Annotated in this window: 22 protein-coding genes; 7 read left to right on the top strand and 15 right to left on the bottom strand. The window is 34.5% G+C overall.

Annotation, left to right across the window (positions count from 1 at the left end):
- Positions 1-91 precede the first annotated feature (91 nt).
- The 13 genes from ftsZ to mraZ all read right to left on the bottom strand — a co-directional run bounded on the left by ftsZ (position 92) and on the right by mraZ (position 15,695).
- Positions 92-2,071, bottom strand: a complete 1,980-nt coding sequence (gene ftsZ, locus Q0857_RS13100) for a cell division protein FtsZ (protein ID WP_298536014.1) — start codon at positions 2,069-2,071, stop codon at positions 92-94.
- 114 nt (positions 2,072-2,185) lie between these two features.
- Positions 2,186-3,499 (bottom strand): cell division protein FtsA, encoded by a 1,314-nt coding sequence (ftsA, locus tag Q0857_RS13095; RefSeq protein ID WP_298536012.1) that lies wholly within the window; start codon positions 3,497-3,499, stop codon positions 2,186-2,188.
- 3 nt (positions 3,500-3,502) lie between these two features.
- Complete coding sequence (locus tag Q0857_RS13090) at positions 3,503-4,024, bottom strand: cell division protein FtsQ/DivIB (RefSeq protein WP_298536010.1); 522 nt, start codon at positions 4,022-4,024, stop codon at positions 3,503-3,505.
- Positions 4,025-4,211: 187 nt separating this feature from the next.
- Positions 4,212-5,564 carry a UDP-N-acetylmuramate--L-alanine ligase gene (gene murC / locus Q0857_RS13085; RefSeq protein ID WP_298536008.1) on the bottom strand — a complete coding sequence of 451 codons (1,353 nt, stop codon included), beginning with the start codon at positions 5,562-5,564 and terminating at the stop codon, positions 4,212-4,214.
- Positions 5,564-6,661 carry an undecaprenyldiphospho-muramoylpentapeptide beta-N-acetylglucosaminyltransferase gene (gene murG / locus Q0857_RS13080; RefSeq protein WP_298536006.1) on the bottom strand — a complete coding sequence of 366 codons (1,098 nt, stop codon included), beginning with the start codon at positions 6,659-6,661 and terminating at the stop codon, positions 5,564-5,566. The genes murC and murG overlap by 1 nt, the downstream gene beginning before the upstream one ends.
- Positions 6,662-7,855, bottom strand: a complete 1,194-nt coding sequence (locus tag Q0857_RS13075) for an FtsW/RodA/SpoVE family cell cycle protein (RefSeq protein WP_298536004.1) — start codon at positions 7,853-7,855, stop codon at positions 6,662-6,664.
- A gap of 12 nt (positions 7,856-7,867) precedes the next feature.
- Positions 7,868-9,205: a UDP-N-acetylmuramoyl-L-alanine--D-glutamate ligase gene (gene murD, locus Q0857_RS13070; RefSeq protein ID WP_298536002.1), complete on the bottom strand. Its 1,338-nt coding sequence runs from the start codon at positions 9,203-9,205 to the stop codon at positions 7,868-7,870.
- Between the two features lie 49 nt (positions 9,206-9,254).
- Positions 9,255-10,496 carry a phospho-N-acetylmuramoyl-pentapeptide-transferase gene (mraY, locus tag Q0857_RS13065; protein WP_298535999.1) on the bottom strand — a complete coding sequence of 414 codons (1,242 nt, stop codon included), beginning with the start codon at positions 10,494-10,496 and terminating at the stop codon, positions 9,255-9,257.
- Between the two features lie 43 nt (positions 10,497-10,539).
- Positions 10,540-12,003: a UDP-N-acetylmuramoyl-L-alanyl-D-glutamate--2,6-diaminopimelate ligase gene (locus Q0857_RS13060; protein ID WP_298535997.1), complete on the bottom strand. Its 1,464-nt coding sequence runs from the start codon at positions 12,001-12,003 to the stop codon at positions 10,540-10,542.
- On the bottom strand, positions 12,000-13,961 hold the full coding sequence (locus Q0857_RS13055; RefSeq protein WP_298536746.1) for a penicillin-binding protein: 1,962 nt from the start codon (positions 13,959-13,961) through the stop codon (positions 12,000-12,002). The genes Q0857_RS13060 and Q0857_RS13055 overlap by 4 nt, the downstream gene beginning before the upstream one ends.
- 63 nt (positions 13,962-14,024) lie before the next feature.
- The gene (locus tag Q0857_RS13050) at positions 14,025-14,342 is read right to left on the bottom strand and encodes an FtsL-like putative cell division protein (protein ID WP_298535995.1); all 318 of its coding nucleotides are present in this window, start codon (positions 14,340-14,342) and stop codon (positions 14,025-14,027) included.
- Entirely contained in the window at positions 14,342-15,250 is a 909-nt protein-coding gene (rsmH, locus tag Q0857_RS13045) for a 16S rRNA (cytosine(1402)-N(4))-methyltransferase RsmH (RefSeq protein ID WP_298535993.1), read from the bottom strand. Before rsmH ends, Q0857_RS13050 begins: the two co-directional genes overlap by 1 nt.
- Positions 15,225-15,695: a division/cell wall cluster transcriptional repressor MraZ gene (gene mraZ, locus Q0857_RS13040; RefSeq protein ID WP_298535990.1), complete on the bottom strand. Its 471-nt coding sequence runs from the start codon at positions 15,693-15,695 to the stop codon at positions 15,225-15,227. The genes rsmH and mraZ overlap by 26 nt, the downstream gene beginning before the upstream one ends.
- Positions 15,696-16,009: 314 nt before the next feature.
- Here mraZ and Q0857_RS13035 point away from each other — a divergent pair, with 314 nt between their 5' ends.
- The 3 genes from Q0857_RS13035 to Q0857_RS16950 all read left to right on the top strand — a co-directional run bounded on the left by Q0857_RS13035 (position 16,010) and on the right by Q0857_RS16950 (position 17,993).
- Positions 16,010-16,774, top strand: a complete 765-nt coding sequence (locus tag Q0857_RS13035; protein ID WP_298535988.1) for an alpha/beta hydrolase — start codon at positions 16,010-16,012, stop codon at positions 16,772-16,774.
- Positions 16,775-16,835: 61 nt separating this feature from the next.
- The gene (gene yihA, locus Q0857_RS13030; protein WP_298535986.1) at positions 16,836-17,447 is read left to right on the top strand and encodes a ribosome biogenesis GTP-binding protein YihA/YsxC; all 612 of its coding nucleotides are present in this window, start codon (positions 16,836-16,838) and stop codon (positions 17,445-17,447) included.
- Positions 17,448-17,876: 429 nt separating this feature from the next.
- Positions 17,877-17,993, top strand: coding sequence for a hypothetical protein (locus Q0857_RS16950; RefSeq protein WP_367278098.1), 117 nt, complete (start codon positions 17,877-17,879; stop codon positions 17,991-17,993).
- Between the two features lie 37 nt (positions 17,994-18,030).
- Here the strand turns inward: Q0857_RS16950 and Q0857_RS13025 are convergent, their stop codons facing one another.
- A complete protein-coding gene (locus tag Q0857_RS13025; RefSeq protein ID WP_298535984.1) occupies positions 18,031-19,125 on the bottom strand; it encodes an ABC transporter permease in 1,095 nt (364 codons plus the stop codon).
- Between the two features lie 10 nt (positions 19,126-19,135).
- Positions 19,136-21,274, bottom strand: coding sequence for a carboxy terminal-processing peptidase (locus Q0857_RS13020; protein ID WP_298536744.1), 2,139 nt, complete (start codon positions 21,272-21,274; stop codon positions 19,136-19,138).
- Positions 21,275-21,451: 177 nt separating this feature from the next.
- On the opposite strand from Q0857_RS13020, the gene surE reads away from it, so the two are divergent.
- Genes surE through Q0857_RS13000 form a run of 4 tightly spaced genes read left to right on the top strand, consistent with a single transcriptional unit; the run spans position 21,452 to position 24,197 of the window.
- Complete coding sequence (gene surE, locus Q0857_RS13015; protein WP_298536742.1) at positions 21,452-22,228, top strand: 5'/3'-nucleotidase SurE; 777 nt, start codon at positions 21,452-21,454, stop codon at positions 22,226-22,228.
- Positions 22,221-22,505 carry a hypothetical protein gene (locus Q0857_RS13010; RefSeq protein ID WP_298535982.1) on the top strand — a complete coding sequence of 95 codons (285 nt, stop codon included), beginning with the start codon at positions 22,221-22,223 and terminating at the stop codon, positions 22,503-22,505. The genes surE and Q0857_RS13010 overlap by 8 nt, the downstream gene beginning before the upstream one ends.
- Before the next feature lie 3 nt (positions 22,506-22,508).
- Positions 22,509-23,621, top strand: a complete 1,113-nt coding sequence (gene lpxB / locus Q0857_RS13005; RefSeq protein WP_298535980.1) for a lipid-A-disaccharide synthase — start codon at positions 22,509-22,511, stop codon at positions 23,619-23,621.
- A 3-nt stretch (positions 23,622-23,624) separates the two neighbouring features.
- Complete coding sequence (locus Q0857_RS13000) at positions 23,625-24,197, top strand: C40 family peptidase (RefSeq protein WP_298535978.1); 573 nt, start codon at positions 23,625-23,627, stop codon at positions 24,195-24,197.
- Positions 24,198-24,203: the final 6 nt, after the last annotated feature.

Here is a 24,203-nt window from a genome sequence, read left to right as displayed (position 1 = left end):
GATAACATCAAATTTACCTATATAAAAACCCGAAAAACAGATGGATGCTTTTCGGGTTCATACATAGCATAGTAAGCCAAGGGCAGTACTATTAGTCTACATTGTCGTGTAGAAATGAATTATTACTTCTTAATTGAATATCATCATTATCATCTAAGCCAACGCTTGTTCTTGATAAATCGGTTTCAGATGAATGCTTCGCTTCATTTAAATTAACGCCTTGACGTTTGTAAGCAGGCACTTTTTCAATATCATCAATTTTTGCACTATTAAACTTATAATTAAAGTCTTTCATTTTACGTCTACGCTCTTCCGCACGCTCCTTAAGCAATTCTGAAATTGGCGTGTTCATTGGATCAATTTCCTCACTTCCATCTTCTTCTACCATAGGTTGTTTAACAACCTTTCTCTCAAAAACTACATCTTGATCTTCTTCTAATACTTCTTGCTCCTGTTGCTTCAGGTTCATTGAAGATTCAGCTTCAGCATAATCGTCAAGCGCATACCTCACGTCGCCTTCTTCATTAGTTTCTGTAACTGTTATCAACTCTACATAATCATTTACCGGAATATCCTTGATATTATCATCAACTATATCATCGGTCAAATCATAAGAAATAACATTTTCTTTCTGAACTTCATCATCATTAGTTGACAATGGCATATCAAAAGTCAAGGTTATTTGTTGTTCTTCTTCGATGTAATCTGAAATGACCTCAATATCCGTCATTTCCTCAACATCTGCCGACATTCTTGTTACTGGCTTTATGATAAAATCCTCATCATCCTCTATATTAGCAGAAACCTCATTATATACTACATCTATGTTTTTAATAATATCAGATGTTGAGATTAAATCTATATTATTTGAAGGTTCTTCATTTTTCTGTTTGACAGAAAAACTTTCAACTTCTTCTTCCGATTCTAAATCTAAAGTATGACGAACTACTGGCGGTTCTTTTTTCTCTTCTAATTCAATAATTGGAGCAATAATTACAGGCTCTTTTTCTTGAGTATCTAATTCTTGATCTTCACTCAAAGAATGTACAACTTTCTTAGTTTCTGTATTAGAAATCTCATCCTGTTGCTCAATATTAAACCCTGTTGCTATAATAGTTACCGCAATAGACTCCTCTAAAGCTTCATCTTCACCAACCCCCATAATAATATTAGCACCATGACCAGCTTCATTTTGAATATGATCATTGATATCTCCTATCTCATCAATCGTAATTTCTTGAGCACCAGAAACAATTAGCAGCAATACATTTTTAGCACCTGTAATTTTATTATCATTTAATAATGGAGAATCTAAAGCCTTACGAATAGCATCTTGAGCTCGATTTTGACCTGATGCTAAAGCAGATCCCATAATAGCCGTTCCACTATTACTTAAAACCGTTTTTGCATCACGTAAATCAATATTTTGGGTGTAATGGTGTGTAATAACTTCAGCTATCCCACGAGCAGCAGTAGATAATACTTCATCTGCTTTTGAGAACCCTGCTTTAAAACCAAGATTTCCATACACTTCACGAAGTTTGTTATTGTTTATTACAATTAATGAATCAACTACACCTCTTAATTTTTCAATCCCCTTCTGAGATTGCTCAATACGCATTCTTCCTTCAAACTGAAATGGCATCGTAACAATTCCAACTGTTAGAATATCTAAATCCTTAGCCATTTTCGCAATAATGGGAGCCGCACCTGTACCTGTCCCTCCTCCCATTCCAGCAGTTATAAACACCATTTTTGTGTTTGTATCTAACATCTGAGAAATATCATCAAAGCTTTCCACTGCAGATTGCTCGCCGATATCTGGATTTGCACCTGCACCTAAACCTTCTGTAAGGTTGAGGCCTAATTGGATCTTGTTAGGAACACCACTATTTTGGAGGGCTTGGGCATCTGTATTACAGATGTAAAAATCTACACCTTTAATACCTTGTTGGAACATGTGATTAATGGCATTACTACCACCACCACCAACACCAATAACTTTAATTACATTTGATTGATTCTTGGGTAAATCAAATGAAATGCTTTCGAATTCTTTTTTGCTGCTCATAAATTCAGTTTTACTGAGGTTTGTTTGTACTTTATTTTTTAATTCAATGGTTTTCTTTTTATGCCTTAAAGCAACTTCGCATAAACTGTCCAATGGACAATTTTCCGCTCTTTCCTATTCCGCGTTATCTAAAAAATCTTTAACGCGCTCGGTCAACTTATCAAGGAATGAGCGTCTTTCCTTAACAGGTGATTCTTTTATTTCTTCAACAGGACTCTCAACATCGTTCAAAACATCGTCCTCTTGTTGCTGTTCAATTTTCTTTCTTTCTTGCCTTTTTAAACCGTCTAATACAAGACCTACGGCAGTTGCGTATAAAGGGCTTGTGATATCATCGTCACTGTCGCCTGCCAAATGCTCATTCGGATATCCAATTCTGGTATCCATTCCAGTTATATACTCCACTAATTGCTTTAAATGCTTTAACTGGCTACCACCACCTGTTAAAACTATACCCGCTATTAATTTCTTCTTTTGCTCTTCATGTCCGTAATTTTTTATCTCAACATATACCTGCTCAATAATCTCAACAACGCGAGCATGAATAATTTTAGATAAATTCTTTAAGGTAATTTCCTTTGGCTCTCTACCTCTTAACCCCGGAATAGATACAATTTCATTATCTTTATTTTCTCCTGGCCATGCAGAACCAAATTTTATTTTTAGCAATTCAGCTTGCTTTTCTATGATTGAACACCCTTCCTTAATATCTTCAGTAATCACATTACCACCGAATGGTATAACAGCCGTATGGCGAATAATACCATCTCTAAAAATAGCTAAATCGGTAGTTCCACCTCCTATATCAATTAATGCAACACCTGCCTCTTTTTCTTCTTGACTTAAAACAGCGTTTGCCGACGCTAGAGGTTCTAAAGTAATACCTTCTAAATTCAACCCAGCGCTTTGCACGCAACGTCCAATATTCCTAATAGAAGAAACCTGACCTACAACAACATGAAAATTAGCTTCTAAACGTCCACCATACATACCTATTGGCTCTTTTATTTCGGCTTGTCCGTCAACTTTATATTCCTGTGGCAGAACATGTATAATCTCCTCGCCCGGAAGCATCACTAATTTATGCACTTGATTTATGAGTCGATCGATATCATCATCATCAATAACAGTTTCAGAATTTGATCTTGTTATATAGTCACTATGCTGTAAGCTTCTTATATGCTGCCCAGCGATACCTACGGTAACATCTTCAATTTTCATATCGGCAGCAACCTCCGCTTCCTGAATAGCCTGCTGAATAGACTGAATGGTTTGGGTAATATTATTTACAACACCCCTATGAACACCTAAACTTTTAGATTTACCTATACCCAAAATCTCAACCTTGCCGTATTCATTCTTACGACCAATCATCGCCACAATTTTTGTGGTTCCTATGTCTAACCCTACTGCTAAATTATGCTCCATAGCTTAAATTTTGGTACAAATTACTTGGTTCTCAAACTGCAAATTCACTTTGCTATAATTACTTAGTGTTTTATCTTTTAAATTCTTTTTATAAAACGCCTTAAGATTATTTATTTTCTTATTTAAAAAATTAACATCCCCCAATTGCACTAAAAACTTATATTTTCTTAATCTTAAATAAAAACTGTTATCTTCATTTCGATGAATTTCAATAACATGTTTTTTTAAAAATTCGTCGTCCTTAATTTTTTGTGCAACTTTATAGACGCTTCTTAAGTTATTTTTCTCAACATAACCAGTAACTAGTGGTACTCTAGCAGAATAACTTCTTGACAATGGCATAAACAAACCTTCGTCATCAATATAATAAGACGCATTTGTACTGACTCTTGCTATTGGTGTCTTTTGCTCTATTTTGGCGTTAAGCACACCGTTTACAGCAACATACACTTCTGCAGTTTTTATCATGGGATTAGATTTGAGGGCTTTTTCTAATTCATTCAAATCTAAAGTTTCTTTAGGCATGTTTTTAAGACCGTCGTAATTTTGTATTAACAATTTACTAACAGTTTCACTCGTTATAAAAAGATTGTTTTCACTCACGAACTCAACTTGAGGAACAGATATTGATCGGTTCCCATTTTTATTCGCTGAAAAAGCGAATAAAAAGGCCACTAAGCCTAACAAAACAAGCAACTTTATGTAATTCCAATTAACTCGCAATACTTAATCCTTTTTTTATACGTTTCACTTCTTCACCAATATCTCCAGCCCCCATTGTTAAAACAACCTGAGCGTCACTTTTATGAATTTGATTAAGCAAATCACCCTTAGTGACTAATTGCTTATTCTTATTTGCAATTTTACCCAATAACCATTCAGAATTAACTCCTTCGATAGGCAACTCTCTTGCTGGGTAAATATCAAGCAACAAAAGCTCATCAAATTGCGCTAGGCTTTTTGCAAAATCATCAATAAAATCCTTGGTTCGGCTAAATAAATGCGGTTGAAAAACGGCAAGCACCTTTTTATGAGGATACATCTCCCTAACAGCTTGATGAACGGCCTCTATTTCTTGTGGGTGGTGTGCATAATCATCAATAAACACCAAACTATCTGTTTTTATCTGATAAGTAAACCTGCGCTTCACCCCTTTATAGGATGCTAAAGCTTTGGCGAGCTGCCGGTTAGGGCAACCATATTCTACAGCCATCGCCAAGGCTATTAATGCATTCGACAGATTATGTCTACCAGGTAGGTTAAATTGTAAATTTTCGAGTACCGTTTTTGGCGTTTTTACATCAAAAACATAAGTACCGTTTTCTATTTTTATATTTTGGACTGAATAATCAGCATCATCTTCAATACCATAAGTCACACCTTTTAAAGGCAAACCATTTTTCACAAAGAGCTTCCCATTAGGTTTTATTCGATTTGAAAATTCTTCAAAAGATTTTACCAACTCAGAAGAATCACCATAAATATCCAAATGATCTGCATCCATTGATGTAATGCAAGCCAAGTCTGGTGATAAAGTTAAAAACGACCTATCAAACTCATCAGCCTCAACAACAGAAACTTCGGTTCCGTTTAAAATTAAGTTCGAATTATAATTTTCGCTAATACCACCTAAAAAAGCAGTTAAGGGCACATCACAAACATTCATTAAATGACCTAAAATACTTGTTGTAGTCGTTTTGCCATGCGTACCCGCAACAGCTAAACAAAAGGTGTTTTCAGTAATAGCGCCTAAAATTTTAGACCGCTTAACTATATTATAGTTATGATTTATAAAATAATTTAATTCTTTATGATCTTTTGGAACCGCAGGCGTATAAACTACCAAAGTACTTTCTTTATCTAAAAAAGCTGAATAAATCTGTTCAACAGAATCTTCAAAATGAATTTCAATCCCTAATTCCTGTAAACCTTTTGTAATTGGCGATTGAGTTTTATCATATCCACCTACTTGCTTTCCATTTGCATGAAAGTATCTAGCCAAAGCACTCATACCTATACCGCCAATGCCAATAAAATAAAAGTTATGTACGTGATTTAAATTCATTAATTCCTTTTGAGTAATTTTTCTATTTCGTCTGCAATTTCATTTGTTGCATTAACTAATGCCAACTTTTTAATATTTGTTCCCAATTCTTTTTGCTTCTCAGAAGAAGCTACTAATTGCGAAAATTTATTTTCAAAGTCAGCATCTAAATCTTCTTCCTTTATTATCAAAGCAGCATTTTTATCAACGATTGCCATAGCATTTTTTGTTTGATGATCTTCGGCTACATTTGGAGATGGAATAAAAATCACGGGCTTACCAACAATACACAACTCTGAAACCGAACTTGCTCCTGCCCTTGAAATTACCATATCTGCGGCCGCATAAGCGAAATCCATATCATTCAAAAACTCAAAAACCTGAACATTCTTTGTGTTTCCATATATTTTATACTGCTGATAATATAGTTTTCCACATTGCCATATAATCTGTACGTTTTGAGTATCAAAAAAATCTAATTTCTTTTCAATTAATTGATTAATACGTCTTGAACCTAAACTCCCCCCAATAACAAGCAAGGTGTTTTTTCCATGTTTCAAATCAAAAAAGTCTTTCGCCTCCACTGTTTTTGTCTCTACATCCAAAAGCCCTTGCCTAACAGGATTTCCTGTTTTTATAATTTTATCTGAAGGAAAAAAGCGCTCCAAGTCATCATAAGCCACGCATATTTTTTCTGCTTTTTTAGCTAACAGTTTATTAGTTATACCAGGATATGAATTCTGTTCCTGTATTAATGTTGGGACATTATTTGAAGCAGCAACTTTCAATAACGGACCACTAGCAAAACCACCTGTGCCTATAGCTATGTCTGGCTTAAAAGACTTAACAATCTTTCGAGCGTTCCAAAGACTACTGAGTACTTTAAACGGAAAAATTAAATTTTTTAAAGTCAACTTACGCTGAATACCTGAAATCCACAACCCTTTTATCTCATATCCCGCTTGTGGCACTTTTTCCATTTCCATTCGATCCTGTGCACCAACAAACAAAAATTCGGCATCGGGGAAACGTGATTTTAATTCGTTCGCAATAGCTATGGCTGGATAAATATGACCCCCTGTTCCTCCTCCTGATAATATGATTTTATATTTACTCATTTACAACGTTTCAGATAATATTTCCAGCGGATTTTCTTCGCTTATTTCTCGTTCCTTAATCTCTTCTCTTTTTGCACTCACACTAAGTATTATTCCTATTGCTAAACAAGTCATCCAAATAGAAGTACCTCCACTACTTATTAACGGCAAAGTTTGCCCTGTAACAGGGAATAATTCCACAGCAACCGCCATATTAATTAGTGCTTGAAACACGATTGGCAGGCCAACTCCTAAAACCAAAAGTTTACCGAATATAGTATCTGATTTTTGTGATACGATCACTATCCTAAAAAGCAACCATAGATACAAGGTCATGATTACAAAACCACCAATTAACCCATACTCTTCTATAATAATGGCAAAAATAAAATCAGACGATGATTGTGGCAAAAAGTTCTTTTGCATGCTTTTACCCGGGCCAACACCTTGAATCCCGCCCGTAGCAATGGCTATTTTTGCTTTTTCAATCTGATAATCTGCCTCAGTATCTTCAGGATTCGAGAAACTTTCTATTCGCCCCATCCAAGTATCAACTCTATTAGGCATAGCATCAGGAAAAGCCTTCGCTATTAAAATAAACATAGTTAACACTAATATTCCCGAACCAATAATCACTGCCAAATACCTTAAGGGATACCCCCCTAAAAACACTAACATCAATACCATTAAAAATATAATAGCCGTTGTAGAAAAATTAGCTGGGAGAATCAATATCAATACTAAAAAAACAGGCGTCCAAAGTGGTAAAAGAGACTCTTTAAAAGTAATTTCTTTATCCTTAATTTTAGACATATATCTGGCCACATAAACCAAGAGAACTACAGCCGCTAAGGTTGATGTTTGAAATGACATTCCAACAAAAGGTATTTGAATCCATCTACTTGCATTCGCTCCCTCAATAGTAGTTCCTTGCAGCATTGTTATACCTAATAAAACCAAAACAATTGGAATCATAACTAGAGATAAGCCTTTAAAATAGCGATATGGAATTTTATGAATCCCATACATAATTGCAAAACCTAGAACCAAATGCACAAAATGCTTAATAAAAAAAGCAAAAGTATTACCCCCTCCTCCTCTATAAGCCAAATTACTAGCAGCACTATAAACTGGTAAAAACGACAATATAGCCAGTAGCGCCGCTATAGCCCATATTAATCGATCACCTTTTAAATTTTTAAATAATGACTGCACTCTAATTTATTATTACAGGTTTCTAACAGATTCTTTAAATTGACGTCCTCGATCTTCATAGTTTTCAAACAAATCAAAGCTCGCACAAGCCGGCGACAGTAAAACATTATCACCAGATTCAGACACCTTATAAGCTATCTTAACAGCTTCACTCATAAACTGTGTTTCAACAATAATATCTACCATATTACCAAAAGTGTTCATTAATTTCTCATTATCAACACCTAAGCAAATAATAGCCTTAACTTTTTCATTTACAAACTGAAACAACTCTTCATAATTGTTCCCTTTATCAACACCACCAACAATCCAAACTGTAGGAGCCTCCATACTTTCCAAAGCATAATATGTCGCGTTAACATTCGTTGCTTTAGAATCATTTATATACTGTACCTTATTAATCTTAAGCACTTGTTCTAAACGATGCTCAACCCCCTGAAAGTTCTCTAAACTCTCCCTGATAGTTTGTTTTCTTATTTTAAGTAAATGTGCTACAGCAGAAGCAGCCATTGCATTTTTTACGTTGTGCTTTCCTTCTAAGGTTAAGTTTTCTGTTGGCATAATTATCTCGTTATTATTTATTGTTAGTCTAATATTTTCTTTATCTAAATACGCTCCGTTTTCAACTGGTCTCTCCAATGAAAAAGGTATTAATGTGGATTGAACTGGATGTTTTTCTAAGTGATGAACAATCACTTTATCGTCGGCATCATAAATCAAATAATCTTCTTTAGTTTGATTCATTGCAATTCTGAATTTGGAATGAACATAATTTTTAAATTTGTAATCATATCTATCTAAATGGTCTGGCGTGATGTTTAACAATACCGCAATGTTTGGTCTAAAATTGACAATATCGTCCAATTGAAAACTGCTAATTTCTAGTACATAGTTTTCAAAATCATCTTCCAATATCTGTTTTGCAAAACTGTCACCAATATTACCCGCTAACCCCACATTTAATTCTTGCTTTAGAATATGATGTGTTAACGTTGCCGTAGTTGTTTTTCCATTACTTCCTGTAACACCAACAATTGTAGCTTCAGTAAATCTTGAGGCAAATTCAATTTCAGAAATCACAGGAATACCTGCTTCACGAATTTGCTTTATCAAACTCACCTTATCGGGAATACCCGGGCTCTTCATAACAATATCGGCACTTAGAATCTTTGATTCCGTATGCATTTCATCCTCCCATTCAATCTCATTATGTATAAGAACTTGTTTGTACTTCTCTTTTATTTTTCCTTTATCGGAAACAAAAACCTCATATCCTTTTGTCTTTCCTAAAAGCGCTGTTCCAACACCACTTTCTCCTCCACCCAATATGACTAATTTTTGTTTTGCCATTCCATATTCATTTCATAAGATTCCCACCTCTACGTGATAACCACATTTGTTATCGTATTTTCAATGTTACGATTGAAACTATGGCAAGCAATATGCCCACAATCCAAAACCTTGTTACAATTTTACTTTCGTGATATCCTAATTTTTGATAATGATGATGCAAGGGTGACATTTTAAATATGCGCCGTCCCTCTCCATACTTCTTTTTGGTATATTTAAACCAGCTGACTTGCATGACTACTGATAAATTTTCTGCTAAAAAAATCCCACAAAGCACAGGTATTAACCACTCTTTTCTAACAGCAATTGCAATTACAGCAATAATCCCCCCTATGGTTAAACTCCCTGTATCTCCCATAAAAACCTGAGCTGGATATGTATTGTACCACAAGAACCCTATGAGCGCTCCAACAAATGCAGTTATATAAATTGTTATTTCCTCAACTCTTGGGATATACATAATATTGAGGTATTCTGAGAAAATAATATTACCAGACACCCAAGCAAAAATCCCTAAAGTAAGTACGATAATGGCAGACGTACCAGCGGCTAAACCATCTATTCCGTCAGTTAAATTTGCACCATTAGAAACAGCTGCAATAATTAAAACCGATATTAAAATAAAAACAATCCACGCATATTTTTCTAAATCAGGACTTATCCATGTAATTAAATCAGCATAGTCAAACTCATTTCCTTTTACCCCTGGAATAGTTGTTTTAGTAGATTTAGCCTCATCTTTAAATAATTTTGAAGGCGAGATATCTGGATTTTCAGCCAAAAGAATTTTCTGCTGTTCAATAGGCAACTTCTCTTTCATAGTTACATCCTGATGAAAAAACAATGTTGCTCCAACAATAACTCCCAAACCTACTTGGCCCAGTATTTTAAATCTTCCTTTTAAACCTTCTTTATCGTTTTTAAACTTTTTTAAATAATCATCTATAAACCCAATAACACCCATCCAAAATGTTGTAACAATTAGAAGAATGATATAAATATTTTCTAGTTTGGCTAGTAAAAAAACAGGAATCAAGGTTGCAAGAATTATGATAATCCCACCCATTGTTGGGGTACCTGCCTTTTCTTTCTGACCTTCTAAACCTAAATCCCTTATCGTTTCCCCCATTTGCTTTCTTTGCAAAAGCCCAATAATTCTTTTCCCATAAATTGTTGAAAAGAGCAATGCCAAAATCATTGCCAAAGCAGCCCTAAAGGTTAAGAACCCAAAAAGCGAAGCGCCTGGTAACTGAAACTGTTCTTCTAAATATTCAAATAAATAGTATAACATCTGGTTCTTTATTGAGATTCTTTGGTTACCCTAAGAATGACGTTTATTTTTGTAATTGCTTTAATAATTCCTGTACTATTTTTAAATCGTCAAAATCAAAGCGCTCCCCATTAATTTCTTGATATGTTTCATGCCCCTTTCCTGCAATCAAAATAATATCATTAGGTTGCGCCATTTGACAAGCTGCTTTTATAGCTTGTTTTCTATCTTCAATTGTTAATGTCTTTTTAAAATTCTGGGGCTCAACGCCGGCCTCAACTTCTTTTAAAATATCTTCTGGCTTTTCGCTTCTAGGATTATCATTGGTAAAAATCACCTTAGTACTTAAAGCAGAAGCAATGTGCCCCATTTTAGGCCTTTTCGTTTTATCCCTATCTCCACCACAACCTACTACCGTAATAAGCTCTTCATTTTTGGTACGAATACTATTTATAGTTTCCAATACATTTTTTAAGGCATCAGGCGTATGAGCATAATCAACAATAGCTGTAATTTTTTCATCTGAAACTACATATTGAAAGCGCCCACTCACACTATCTAAATCACTTATTAATCTTAATATTTCAACTTTTTCAAGCCCTAACAATTCCGCGGTCGCATAAATCGCTAAAACATTATAGGCGTTAAAATTTCCAATAAGCCTTGTCCACACCTCGCTATCATCCACCTTAAGCAATAGCCCTCCAAACTGATTTTCCAAAATTTGAGACTTATAATCAGCATATTGCTTCAAAGCGTAGGTGTATTTTTTAGCTTTGGTATTTTGAAGCATTACCAAACCATTTTTATCATCAACATTTGACAACGCAAAAGCACTTTTTGGAAGCTCATCAAAAAACTTCTTTTTAACATCCCTATACTCAGCGAAGGTTTTATGATAATCCAAATGATCGTGTGATAAATTGGTGAAAATTCCACCCTCGAAACACAGACCTTCTGTCCTGAATTGATGAATACCATGCGAACTCACTTCCATAAAGCAAAACTCAACACCTTCTTCATTCATTTCACTTAAATACTTATTTATAGTCAACGAATCTGGTGTGGTATGCGTAGCCTTATACACTTTGTTATCTATTAATATCTGAACTGTTGAAAGCAATCCAACCTTATACCCTGCCTTCTTAAACAATTGATACAACAAACTAGCAATCGTTGTTTTTCCATTAGTTCCTGTAACCCCAACTAATCTTAAATTCTCTGAAGGGTTATCATAAAAATTGGATGCAATAATTGCTAAAGCTTTGCTGGAATTATCCACTTCAACATAGGTCACATCATCTACCAAATTATCTGGCAAGCTTTCACAAACAATACTTTTGGCACCTTTTTCTATAGCCTTATCAATAAAATCATGTCCATCGGATACCAAACCTCGAATAGCTACAAATAGATCACCTTGTGCTATTTTTCGAGAATCAAAATCTATAACAGATACATCAATAACAGTGCTTCCTACTACAGCATTTATGGTAACCTTATACAATATGTCTTTTAATACTTTCATGAAGCCTTCAAGACTACAGTTTGATTAGACTTCAACTTTTTATTTTTAATAACTGATTGTGATTTTACAATTCCATTACCCTCGAGTTTCACCTTCACATCAACCTGCATATTTTCTAAAAGCACCATAGCATCCATCGCCGGCATACCAATAAGATTTGGCATAATAGTTTTATACGTCTGAGCGGTTTCATAAAAGCCATCATAAGCTTCATCAACCTCAGCTACATTAACTTCTAATGACAGTATTTCATCAATTAAAGGAGTATCTGTATATATTTTTTGAGCCACTCTTTTAAATACTGGTCCCGACACATCTGCTCCATAATACCCAATACCTTTTTCAGGCTCATGAATAACAACAATGCAGGAATATTTTGGATTATCTGCCGGAAAATAACCAGCAAAAGAGGAGATATAATTTAACTTTTCTTTATCTCGATAATCCTTCTGACAGGTCCCTGTTTTCCCTGCCATAGAAAAATGTTTTGAGTACAATCTATGACCAGTCCCATGATCCTTTTCCACCACATTCTTCAATAAAATTTGTAACTTAGCAATGGTTTCCTTCGAACATACCGACTTATTAACCACCTCTTTTTCAAAGGGTTCAATAACCTTATCAAACGCCCTAACTTCTTTTAAAAATCGAGGCTTAACCATAACCCCATCATTAGCTATTGCATTATAAAAAGCTAGTGTTTGTAAAGGTGTAAATGACACTCCATAACCATAAGCCATCCATTGCAAAGCGATACCACTCCAACGTCCATTTTTAATTCTTGGATCTGGAATAATCGGAGCTGGCTCTCCAATAATTGGAAGCCCTAAATCTTGATCTAGATTCATCTCGTACAACCTATCAACAAATTTTGAAGGCTGTTCTCTATACCCTTTATCAATCACCTTCACAATCCCTGTATTTGAAGACACCTCAAAAGCTTCTGAAACCGATATCTTACCATAACCACCACGCTTTGAATCACGCACCTTTTTCCCATAAAAGCTTATAACTCCTTTCTCCGTATCAATAACATCACTGGTATCTGCTACTTTATCTTCAAAAGCCGCCGCCAAAGCCATTAACTTAAACGTAGAACCTGACTCATGAGTTTCTCCAACAGCATAATTTAAGCGTTCATAATAATGTCCGTTTTTATTTCTTCCTAAATTTGAAATGGCACGAATTTCACCTGTTTCAGTTTCCATAACGACCACACATCCGTGGTCCGCCTTATACTTTTCCAGCTGCTCTAAAAGCGAATGATGCGCTATATCTTGAATGTTAACATCAATTGTAGTGTACACATCATACCCATCTTTCGGCTCAATTTCATTAGCGTCACTTAAAGGTTTCCATTGCCCCTTTCCAATCTGCTGCTTTTTACGATGCCCATCAACACCTCTCAAATATCTCACCCCAAAAGCACCGTCAATCCCAGGCCTTGTAACATTCCCTTGATCATCAACCCGCTCATAACCAATAGTTCTTTGAGCAATACCCCCCATTGGGTGCTCACGTTTGGTTGATTGTTCAACAATCAAACCACCCTTAAAAGCACCTAAACTCAGTAATGGAAAATTTCTTATACGGATGTAATCGGAATACCCAATATCTCTTGCCAACAAATAATACCTATTTCTATTAGCTCTTGCGTACCTCAATTGCTTTTCAAACTTTCTTGATGATTCCCCCGTGTATTTAGCTAATGAATCAGAAAGCGATTTAATATATTTTTCGAAAGTTTTGGCCGATGGGGTTACCGCATCAAAACGAATATCATATTTAGGAATTGACGTCGCCAATAAATTCCCATTAACAGAGTACACATTACCTCTATTAGCCGGAATCACTACATCTTTAACAACACGTTCTGTAGCAAGAGCTTTATATTTCTCTCCTTGAAGAAACTGAATACTCAAAAGTTTAAACACCACAGCAATCCCGAAGATGAACATACATCCAGCTATAAAATACAAACGGTTCAATATGTTTTTTTCGCTTACTGCCAAGATTGAACTTTAATTTTGAGCTTTAACTTTTATTTTTTTTGGTGGATTCCCTGAAACCTCTAACCCTTTCTCTTTCATCACTTTTACAACATGCGATTCCATTTTTAGCATCATCAGTTTAGATCGACCATCAACGAATGCAGATCGCATTTCTTTAACTTCATTTTTTAAACGTGCTATTTCATATACTTTTTTATCAGCACTATGAGAACTCGCAATCATTATTATAGCAAGACCTGAAATAAAAAGAATGTAACGCCAATTTTTAAACGCATCATCGCTAACCAGAAACGTACCTTTTAATATGTTGTAGATATTTTTTTTCATTACACCTTCTCTGCTATTCTTAGCTTCGCGCTTCTCGCTCTGTTATTTATTTTTATTTCTTCCTTCGTTGGAACAATCAATCCATTAACTTTCTTAAGAGGCACCTCAAAATTCCCAAACATATCGCGCTCTGGCTCACCTTCAAACATGCCATTCCTTATAAAACGTTTTACCAACCTATCCTCAAGAGAGTGATAAGAAATAAAACTTAACCGCCCCCTTTCACTCAACAACTCTGGCGTCTGCATTAAAAATTCTTTTAAAACTTCAATTTCCTGATTCACTTCAATACGAATAGCTTGATAAATCTGCGCCAAGACTTTATTCTCATGACGAGGTGGCAGAAATTTACGTAAGACACTTTTTAACTGCTCACTAGTCACAATAGACTCGTTTCTCCTATACTCTACTATCACTCTAGCCATGACCGGAGCAGCCCTTAACTCTCCATACTGCAAAAACACTTGTTTCAAGCGCTCTTCCTCATACTCATTCACAACATGAAATGCAGACAAGCTATTTTCCTGATTCATTCGCATATCCAAATCCGCTTCAAAACGCGTAGAAAAACCTCGTTCGGCAACATCAAATTGATGAGAAGACACTCCAAAATCGGCAAGAATTCCGTTCACTTGTTTAACCCCGTGAAATCTCAAAAAGCGTTTTATATATCTAAAATTTTCATGAATCAAGACAAACCTATCATCATCAATAGCATTGTCAAGCGCATCAGAATCTTGATCAAAAGCATAAAGCTTTCCTTTTTTACCAAGTCTGCTAAGAATTTCCTTACTATGGCCACCACCACCAAAAGTCACATCTACATAAACACCATCAGGGTTTATATTCAACCCATTAACGGTTTCGTTCAAAAGCACAGGGTTATGATATTCCATGGTCATCGTCATCTTGTCCCATTACCTCTTCAGCTAAATCAGCAAAATCCATAGCCGCATCATCAATAGCCTGCTCATATAAATCTTTATCCCAAATCTCAATAATATTGATAGCCGAAGCCACTACAATATTTTTTGAAATGTCCGCAAAAACCGTCAAGTCTTTTGGAATCAACAACCGTCCATTCACATCGACCTCAACCATTTTTGCTCCAGCTGTAAACCGTCTAATAAAATCGTTATTCTTCTTCTTAAATTTATTCAGCTTATTCATTTTTTGCATCAATACCTTCCACTCACCCATCGGATAAAGCTCCAGACATTTTTGAAAAACCGAACGACGAATCACAAACCCCTCTTGCACCATAGCAGATAATTGCTTTTTGATAGCAATAGGCATCATTAATCTGCCTTTTGCATCTACTTTACAATCGTATGTCCCTGTGATTAAGTCCAAAGCGGTTTACTGAAAATTAATAGTTTAAGTTTCAAATATATCGAAATTTTTACCACATTTTACCACTTAATACCACTTTGTTAATAAATTTTCGATCAAATCAGTTTTAACTTCGATTTAAAACAAGGACAATTACCACCAACACTATATTGTTACCAATTAAAAACTTAATTTTCCTCATTAACAGTTGTTAACATCTTAGCTTTTAATAAGATTTCAATAATGAAAAACAGATTTTTTTCTGAAACGAATTATTATAGTAGAAATATCAATGAAATAACTATATTTGTTTTGAACGCTTGACTAACCGATTAATGACGCATCGCTTAAAAAAAGAAAAAAAATTCAGCTATATAGAAGCTGGTGAAGGCACTCCAATTGTTATATTACACGGTCTTATGGGAGGCTTAAGCAACTTTGACTCAGTAACCGATTTTTTTAGTGCTAAAGGCTATAAAGTTCTTATTCCAGAACTCCCTATATACACGATGTCATTGCTAAAAACTAATGTAAAAAGTTTTGCTAAATACCTACATGACTTTATTGTTTTTAAAGGATATAAAGACGTTATTATTCTTGGAAATTCCCTTGGTGGTCATATAGGTTTGTATCACACCAAAATGTATCCTGAAACCGTAAAAGCACTGATTATAACCGGAAGCTCTGGACTTTACGAGAGTGCCATGGGTGGCGGATATACCAAACGAAGTGATTATGAGGTTATAAAAAAGAAAGCCCAAGACGTTTTTTATGACCCTGCGGTTGCAACAAAGGAAATTGTTGATGAAGTATATGACACTGTTAATGACCGAAACAAACTTATAAAAACGCTTGCCATTGCTAAAAGCGCGATTAGACACAATATGGCCAAGGACTTACCAAATATGGATATTCCAACATGTATTATTTGGGGGAAAAATGATAATGTAACCCCTCCTGAGGTTGCGGAAGAATTTAATGGACTTTTACCTGATTCTGAGTTACATTGGATTGACAAATGTGGGCATGCAGCTATGATGGAACACCCTAATGAGTTTAATCAAATTATGAATTCATGGTTAGAGAAAAGAGGTTTTTAACGTATTACGAACACTATTTCTTAACATAATATTTCTTCATTAAAACCTAGCAAACTGAATAATGAAAATCAAATCTGCTGAATTTGTAGTAAGTAATTCTGATGTAGATAAATGCCCTAAAAGCAGATTACCCGAATACGCATTTATTGGGAGAAGTAATGTTGGAAAATCGTCATTAATCAACATGCTAACCAACCGAAAAAGTTTAGCAAAAACTTCAGGAAAACCAGGTAAAACGCAACTTATCAATCATTTTTTGATTAATAAAAACTGGCATTTGGTTGATTTACCAGGATATGGTTATGCTCGAGTTTCAAAAAGCTCAAAAAAAGTATTTCAGAAATTTATCACCCAATATTTTGGGCTTCGCGAACAATTAGTAACAGCGTTTGTGCTAGTAGATATACGACATAAACCCCAGCCCATTGACTTAGAATTTATGCAGTGGCTTGGAGAGCATGGCATACCGTTTTCAATTATTTTTACTAAAGCAGATAAGCTAAAACCAAAAGCTATTAACAACCATATTGACGACTACAAAACCATTCTTTTAGAAACCTGGGAAGACATGCCCAATCACTTTATTACCTCTTCTTCAAAAAACATAGGCAAAGATGAGTTGTTAAATTATATAGACAGCTTGAACAGCAATATGGTCATGGATTCCCAATAAGCTTTCAATTTTTACGAATTTTCATTTGAAAGAAAACAAACTATATTTGACTAAGCTTAAACATAAATTGCCTTTACCATCGAGTTGAACCTACTTCTTTAACAAAAGAAATAACAATAAAAGTTTATAAGTCAAAATTCGGTTATAAAATTTTACTATTACTAGTATTAATTTTCGCTGGGTTAATCCTAGTAATGATAAATACAAATGAATCTCTACAATCAATATTCACAGTTGTTGGCATATTTATAATAGTTTATGGCTTTATTTTATTTCTTAATTTTTCAACCTCATACACAATCTTAGAAACTGGTTTTTTATACATAAAGTGTGGTTTTTTTATACAACAAAGGGTTCGATGTAAACAAAATCATATCTATTGAAGAAACAAACAATCTCATATCATCACCTGCGCCTTAATTAGATAGAATTAAATTGTCATATGGAAAATTCGATTTCATTATAATTTCACCAAAAGACAAAATTGGTTTCGCACATGAACTAACTAAAGTAAATCCTCAAATTAAAAATAAATTGGTCAAATAAAAAGCAAAACCAGAGCAAAAATAGCCTAACAAAACCTCTAACTCTTAACATCCAAAGCATCTCGCAAAGCATTCCCTACTAGCATAAAAGCCATAACCAAACTCATAATACAAAGACCTGGTATAATAGCCAAATACGGTTTTCCTAAAATAATATAATTGTAATGGTCTTTTATCATAGCGCCCCAACTTGCCATAGGTGGTTGCGCACCAATACCTAAAAAGCTTAATCCGCTTTCAATTAAAATTGCCGCTGCAAAATTAGCCGCAGAAATAACGATAACTGGCGCCATAATATTGGGTAAAATATGCTTTGTAATAATTCTAAAATCAGTATATCCTAACGCTCTAGCAGCGGTAACATATTGCATTTCTTTAGCACTTATTATTTGACCTCGTACTACCCTTGCAACCTCAACCCACATGGTTAAACCTACAGCAATAAATACTTGCCAAAACCCCTTACCTAATGCCAATGTAATTGCTATCACAAGTAATAATGTAGGAATAGACCATGTTACATTAATAATCCACATGATTACAGCATCCATATTACCCCCAAAGTAACCTGCTATACTTCCCATAAATATTCCAATAACAAGCGAAATAAAAACCGCTACAAACCCTATAAAAAAAGAGATTCTTGCTCCAACCAATACCCTGCTTAACAAATCGCGACCATATTTATCTGTTCCGAATAGAAAAGTTTGCTCCGTAATATAAGATTCCGCCGAACCTTCTGGAAAAATATTGAGGTTTATATTTTTTTCTGCACCTTCCAATCCGTCTGAAGCATACTCCTTATAACTTAGTTGACCGTTATTAATAGCGTAACCTGAAATTGGAACCTCAGTATCAGCTTTTTTTTCTCCAAAAAACACCTTATCAAAAAAACTTTGGCTTTCCTTTAATTGAGAAGGAATAGTTAATATTGTCACCTTAAAGCCGGGTTTTTTAGAATGAATAGCCAAATGCATTTGATTGGCATACTGAGAATTATCGGGTGCAAACACGTATGAAAAAACAGAAATAATACCCACAAAAATGATGAAGCAGAAACTAAAAACGCCCCAAAAGTTCTTTTTAAACTTTTGGAGCGCTAACTGTTTTAATGAGTTTGACTTATGACTCATAAATATTTTATTACTTCTTTACAGCAGAAGCCACTTTTTTTACGGGATACGACATTTTTAAATCTTCAAGAACATTTAACGCTTCTTCTATATACACATCTTGACTTAAACTTTGATGCCAACGCTCTCGCTTTTCCTTTAAATCGGTAGTATCTTTATCAAAAAGTGCTTTTTCATAACTCGTTGATTCAAAAGTTAAATTTGTTTTATAATCAGAAATGGCATCAAATTGTTTCGCTTCTTCTTCATTTAACTTATTTTGCTCGTCATACTTACTATAATTTAAAGAAAAAACCGTTTCATCAATTTTACTTTTAACCCATTTTGCATTTTTATCAATTAATTTTAATTGATCATTATTACTCATGCGTTCTTTACTTTTAGCTACAGTTGCATTATAATCAAAATAATTTTCCCAAGGTGTATAATCTGCTGCATCTATTTCATCCCAAGGTAATGGATTGTCTTTATCCTTTTCTCCCACATCAATATAAGTAAATCTGCCAGGTACTTCAACATCACTTTTTACACCCTCTAATTGTACAGATCCGCCATTAATTCTATAATACTTTTGTGTAGTTAGAGCCAAAGCTCCTAAATCTCCACTTGTATTGTTTCTAAGCATGTTATTCAAATTAATAACATTTTGAACCGTCCCCTTTCCGTAAGTTTGCTTACTTCCAATAATTACAGCACGTTTATAATCTTGCATAGCAGCAGCCATAATTTCTGATGCCGAAGCAGATATTTCGTTAACTAAAATAACCAATGGTCCATCCCAAGAAATACTCTTATCTCTATCTTTCAAAACTTCTTTTGATTCCCCTGTAGATCTCACTTGCACAATTGGTCCATCTTTAATAAATAATCCAGCCATATCTACAACAGTTGGTAAAGACCCGCCTCCATTGTTACGCAAATCTAAAACCAAGCCTTGAATTCCTTCAGACTTTAAATAATCAATTTCTTTCTTAACATCCTTAGCTGCATTTACATTTTTATAATCCTGAAAATCCACATAGAAAGCGGGCAAATTAATGACTCCAAATTTCTGTTCGTCCTTTTCAACAACAGAAGATTTAGCATATGTTTCCATCAATTCCACAACATCTCTTGTAATCACAACATCTTTAATGGTGCCATCCACTTTCTTGATGGTTAAAGTTACTTTTGTTCCTTTTGGTCCCTTAATATATTTTATCGCATCACTAATACGCATACCAACAATATTCACAGGAAACTCTTCACCCTCCTGCTTAACTTTTAAAATAATATCTTCTACCTCAAGCTCCTTACTCCTCCAGGCTGGTCCACCCGAAATTAACTCAACTATCTTAATATAGTCCATACGCTTTTGTAACCTAGCACCTATCCCTTCAAGCTTACCAGACATACGTTGATCAAAATCTTCTTTATTTCTTGGCGCCAAATAATAGGTATGTGGATCATACTCTTCAACAATTGTATTCACATAAAGTGCAAACCAATCTTCACGCTTTAAATCATCAATACTATCATTGAAATAGATATCAATAGATTTAAGTGTAGCTTCTCGAGCTTCCTTCTCCATCACCTCTTCAGTCTTCATTACATAATTAGCGTCTTTTTCCTTAGCCTGCTTTTCTTGCTTATACAAATCATCGTAGTTAGAAATTGTAGAAAACTTAAGTTGCTTTCTCCAACGGTCTTTCATTTGCTTTTTATTCTTAACAAACCCACTATTCTCATAGTCAGTATCGAAAGATTCATCAATAGAATAATCAAAAGGTTCTGACAATATTTCTCTGTAAATTCCTTTAGCACCCTCAATTCGCTCCAACATACGCTCGTTCACAACATTGAAAAACGTAATATCCGTATCCCTCAATTGGTCATCAATCTCTAACTTATACTTCTCAAACTCCTTAATATCAGATTGATAAAAGTAACGTTTCACAGGATCAAGAATTTCAATATAATCGTTAAATAATTCTTCTGAAAAACCATCATCCATAGCAATAGGATCAAAGTGGCCTTGTTCCAACACAAAAGTGATTATTTGAACAAGTAGTTTATCCTTATCAGGGTTGCTAAATTTTTTAGTAGTAAAACTGCATGATGCAAAGGCTAACAAAAGCAAAAGCAACAAGACTTTATAATTCCTTTTCATAATTTTCTTCATCTATTCAAATTTGTTCGCTTTGAAAAAGCCTAACTTATTTTTCACTAAAATAAAGAAAAAACTATGCCAACTCTGGTAATTGCTACTAATTTTTTGTTAAACAGCAGAAATTAGGTGTTTACTGACGAAATTATGTATTTTAGCGAGTGTATTGGAGCTCATGCAATGACAAAAAAACCACTTATATTAATTACCAATGATGATGGGATTAGTGCTCCGGGTATTCGAGCATTAATTTCTACTATGAATGAAATAGGCGATGTTGTGGTTGTAGCACCCGATAGCCCTCAAAGTGGCATGGGGCATGCCATAACCCTCGACTCTACGCTGTTTACCGATGAAGTTTATTTTGATGACGGACCACAAAAGGAATACAGCTGCTCCGGCACTCCTGCTGATTGTGTTAAAATTGCCGTTAGAGAATTATTAGACAGAAAGCCAGATCTATGTGTTTCTGGAATTAATCATGGTTCAAACGCATCCATAAATGTTATTTATTCTGGAACCATGAGCGCTGCAATTGAAGCTGGAATTGAGGGTATTCCTGCTATTGGATTTTCGCTTCTTGATTACGGATGGAATGCTAATTTTGAGGCTAGTAAAGCATATGTTAAATCAATTACTAAGAATGCTTTGGCGCAAGGTATTCCAGATGGCGTTGTATTAAATGTAAACATCCCAAACATAGATAAAAGCCTTATTAAAGGAATAAAAATATGCAGACAAGCCAAAGCCAATTGGGTTGAAGAATTTGATAAACGTAAAACACCTCAAGGGAAGGATTACTACTGGCTTACCGGAAAATTTGTTAATTTAGATGGTGGTGAAGACACCGATGAATGGGCTCTGGAAAACGGCTATGTTTCTATAGTACCAACTCAATTTGATTTAACGGCTCATCATTTTATTAAAAACTTAAATACCTGGGATTTAAATGAATAAAAAAGACATATTTATAGGCATGCTTGTTGGCTTAATAGCAAATACTATTGGCCTTTTTTTTGCTGCCAATTTACTAGGTCAAGGAGATGATTTTATGAATGTTATAAAAGCGGCATCACAAGAGGGTTTTTTAGGAAAACTAATTAGCTTAGGCGCCATTTTAAACCTATTGGCATTCTTCATTTTCATTAAAAAAAGACAAGATTATAGAGCTCGTGGCGTTCTATTAATTACTGTTTTTATTGCCGTTTTTACTTTTGTTTTTAAACTCTTTTAAAAAATGAAATACTATATTCTGGCAGGAGAAGCTTCAGGAGATTTACACGGCTCAAATCTAATAAAAGCCTTATTGGAAGAAGATAAGAATGCTGATATTCGATTTTGGGGTGGTGATCTTATGAAATCTGCTGGAGGTACTTTAGTAAAACATTATAAAGAACGCGCTTTCATGGGGTTTAGTGAAGTTATCATGAACCTTAATAAAATTTTTAAACTCATCTCTTTTTGTAAAAACGACATCACATCATTCAATCCTGACGTTGTTATTTTTATTGATAATTCTGGGTTTAATTTGCGCATAGCAAAATGGGCTAAAGCTGCAGGTTTAAAAACTAACTATTATATTTCGCCACAGGTTTGGGCTTCAAGAGCAAGTAGAGTTAAAGCCATTAAACGAGATATTGATGGAATGTATGTCATATTACCTTTTGTAAAGCCATTCTATGAAAAGTATAATTATAACGTCACTTTTGTAGGTCATCCCTTAATTGATGCCATTGCAAATAGAAAACAGGTAGAGGAATTTAAATTTAGAGACAAACATAAATTAAGCAATAAACCCATTATTGCTCTGCTTCCGGGAAGCAGAAAGCAGGAAATCACCAAAATGCTTTCTGTTATGCTCAGCTTAGTTGATGATTACCCAGATTATCAATTTGTAATTGCGGGTGCTCCTAGTCAGGAATATGATTTCTATAAAACCTTTATTAAATCGAGTAACGTAAAATTTATTGCCAATAAAACTTACGATTTATTAAGCATCTCTACAGCAGCTCTAGTCACCTCTGGGACGGCTACTCTAGAAACAGCATTGTTTAAAGTCCCTCAAGTCGTTTGCTACAAAGGGAGCTCCATTTCTTATTTCATTGCAAAGCGCATAATAACCTTAAAGTATATTTCGTTAGTAAACTTGATTATGAACAGGGAAGTTGTGACCGAACTGATTCAAAGTGATTTCAATCAGAAGAAATTAAAAATAGAGTTGGATAAAATTGTAGATAAAAACTCCAGAGAACAAATGTTTTTAGATTATTTTGAATTGGAGAAAGCATTAGGAGGTAAAGGTGCCAGCAAAAAAACAGCACAACTTATATACAACGGTATTAAAAATTAATTAATGAAACGAATCCTACTACTTTTCATTACTTTATCTACACTTATTGGGTGTAAATCTTCTAAGAAAAATATTGAAAAACGAGATGCAACAGCAAATGAAATTAGTGCTTCACCCCAAAAAACCGGTAAAAATGATTGGGATACTTTAAGCAAAAATGCTGGCTCCAAAAAAAACACTAAAACTGCAAAATCAAAGGAAGCTAATATCATTGATTACGCAAAACAGTTTCAAGGCGTAAGATATAAATGGGGTGGTACAACAAAAGCTGGAATGGATTGCTCTGGTTTGATATATGAATCCTTTAAGACCTATGACGTTGTACTTCCTAGGATTTCTAGGGATATGGCAAAAAAAGGCAAAAAAATCTCATTAAAAAAAGTACATCAAGGCGATTTATTATTTTTTAAAACTGGAAATAGAAGAAACTCCATCAATCACGTAGGGCTAATCGTGGCCATTCGAAACAACGATATTGAATTTATTCATTCCACAAGTAGTAAAGGTGTAATTATATCACATTTGAACGAAACCTATTGGTTAAAAGCTTTTCATGAGGCCAGACGTGTTTTGTAAGATTTT

The organism is uncultured Algibacter sp. (genome assembly GCF_947495925.1).
GTDB lineage: Bacteria > Bacteroidota > Bacteroidia > Flavobacteriales > Flavobacteriaceae > Algibacter_E.
The sequence above is the reverse complement of the archived record's forward strand: the minus strand, read 5'-3'. Positions and strand labels throughout refer to the sequence as shown.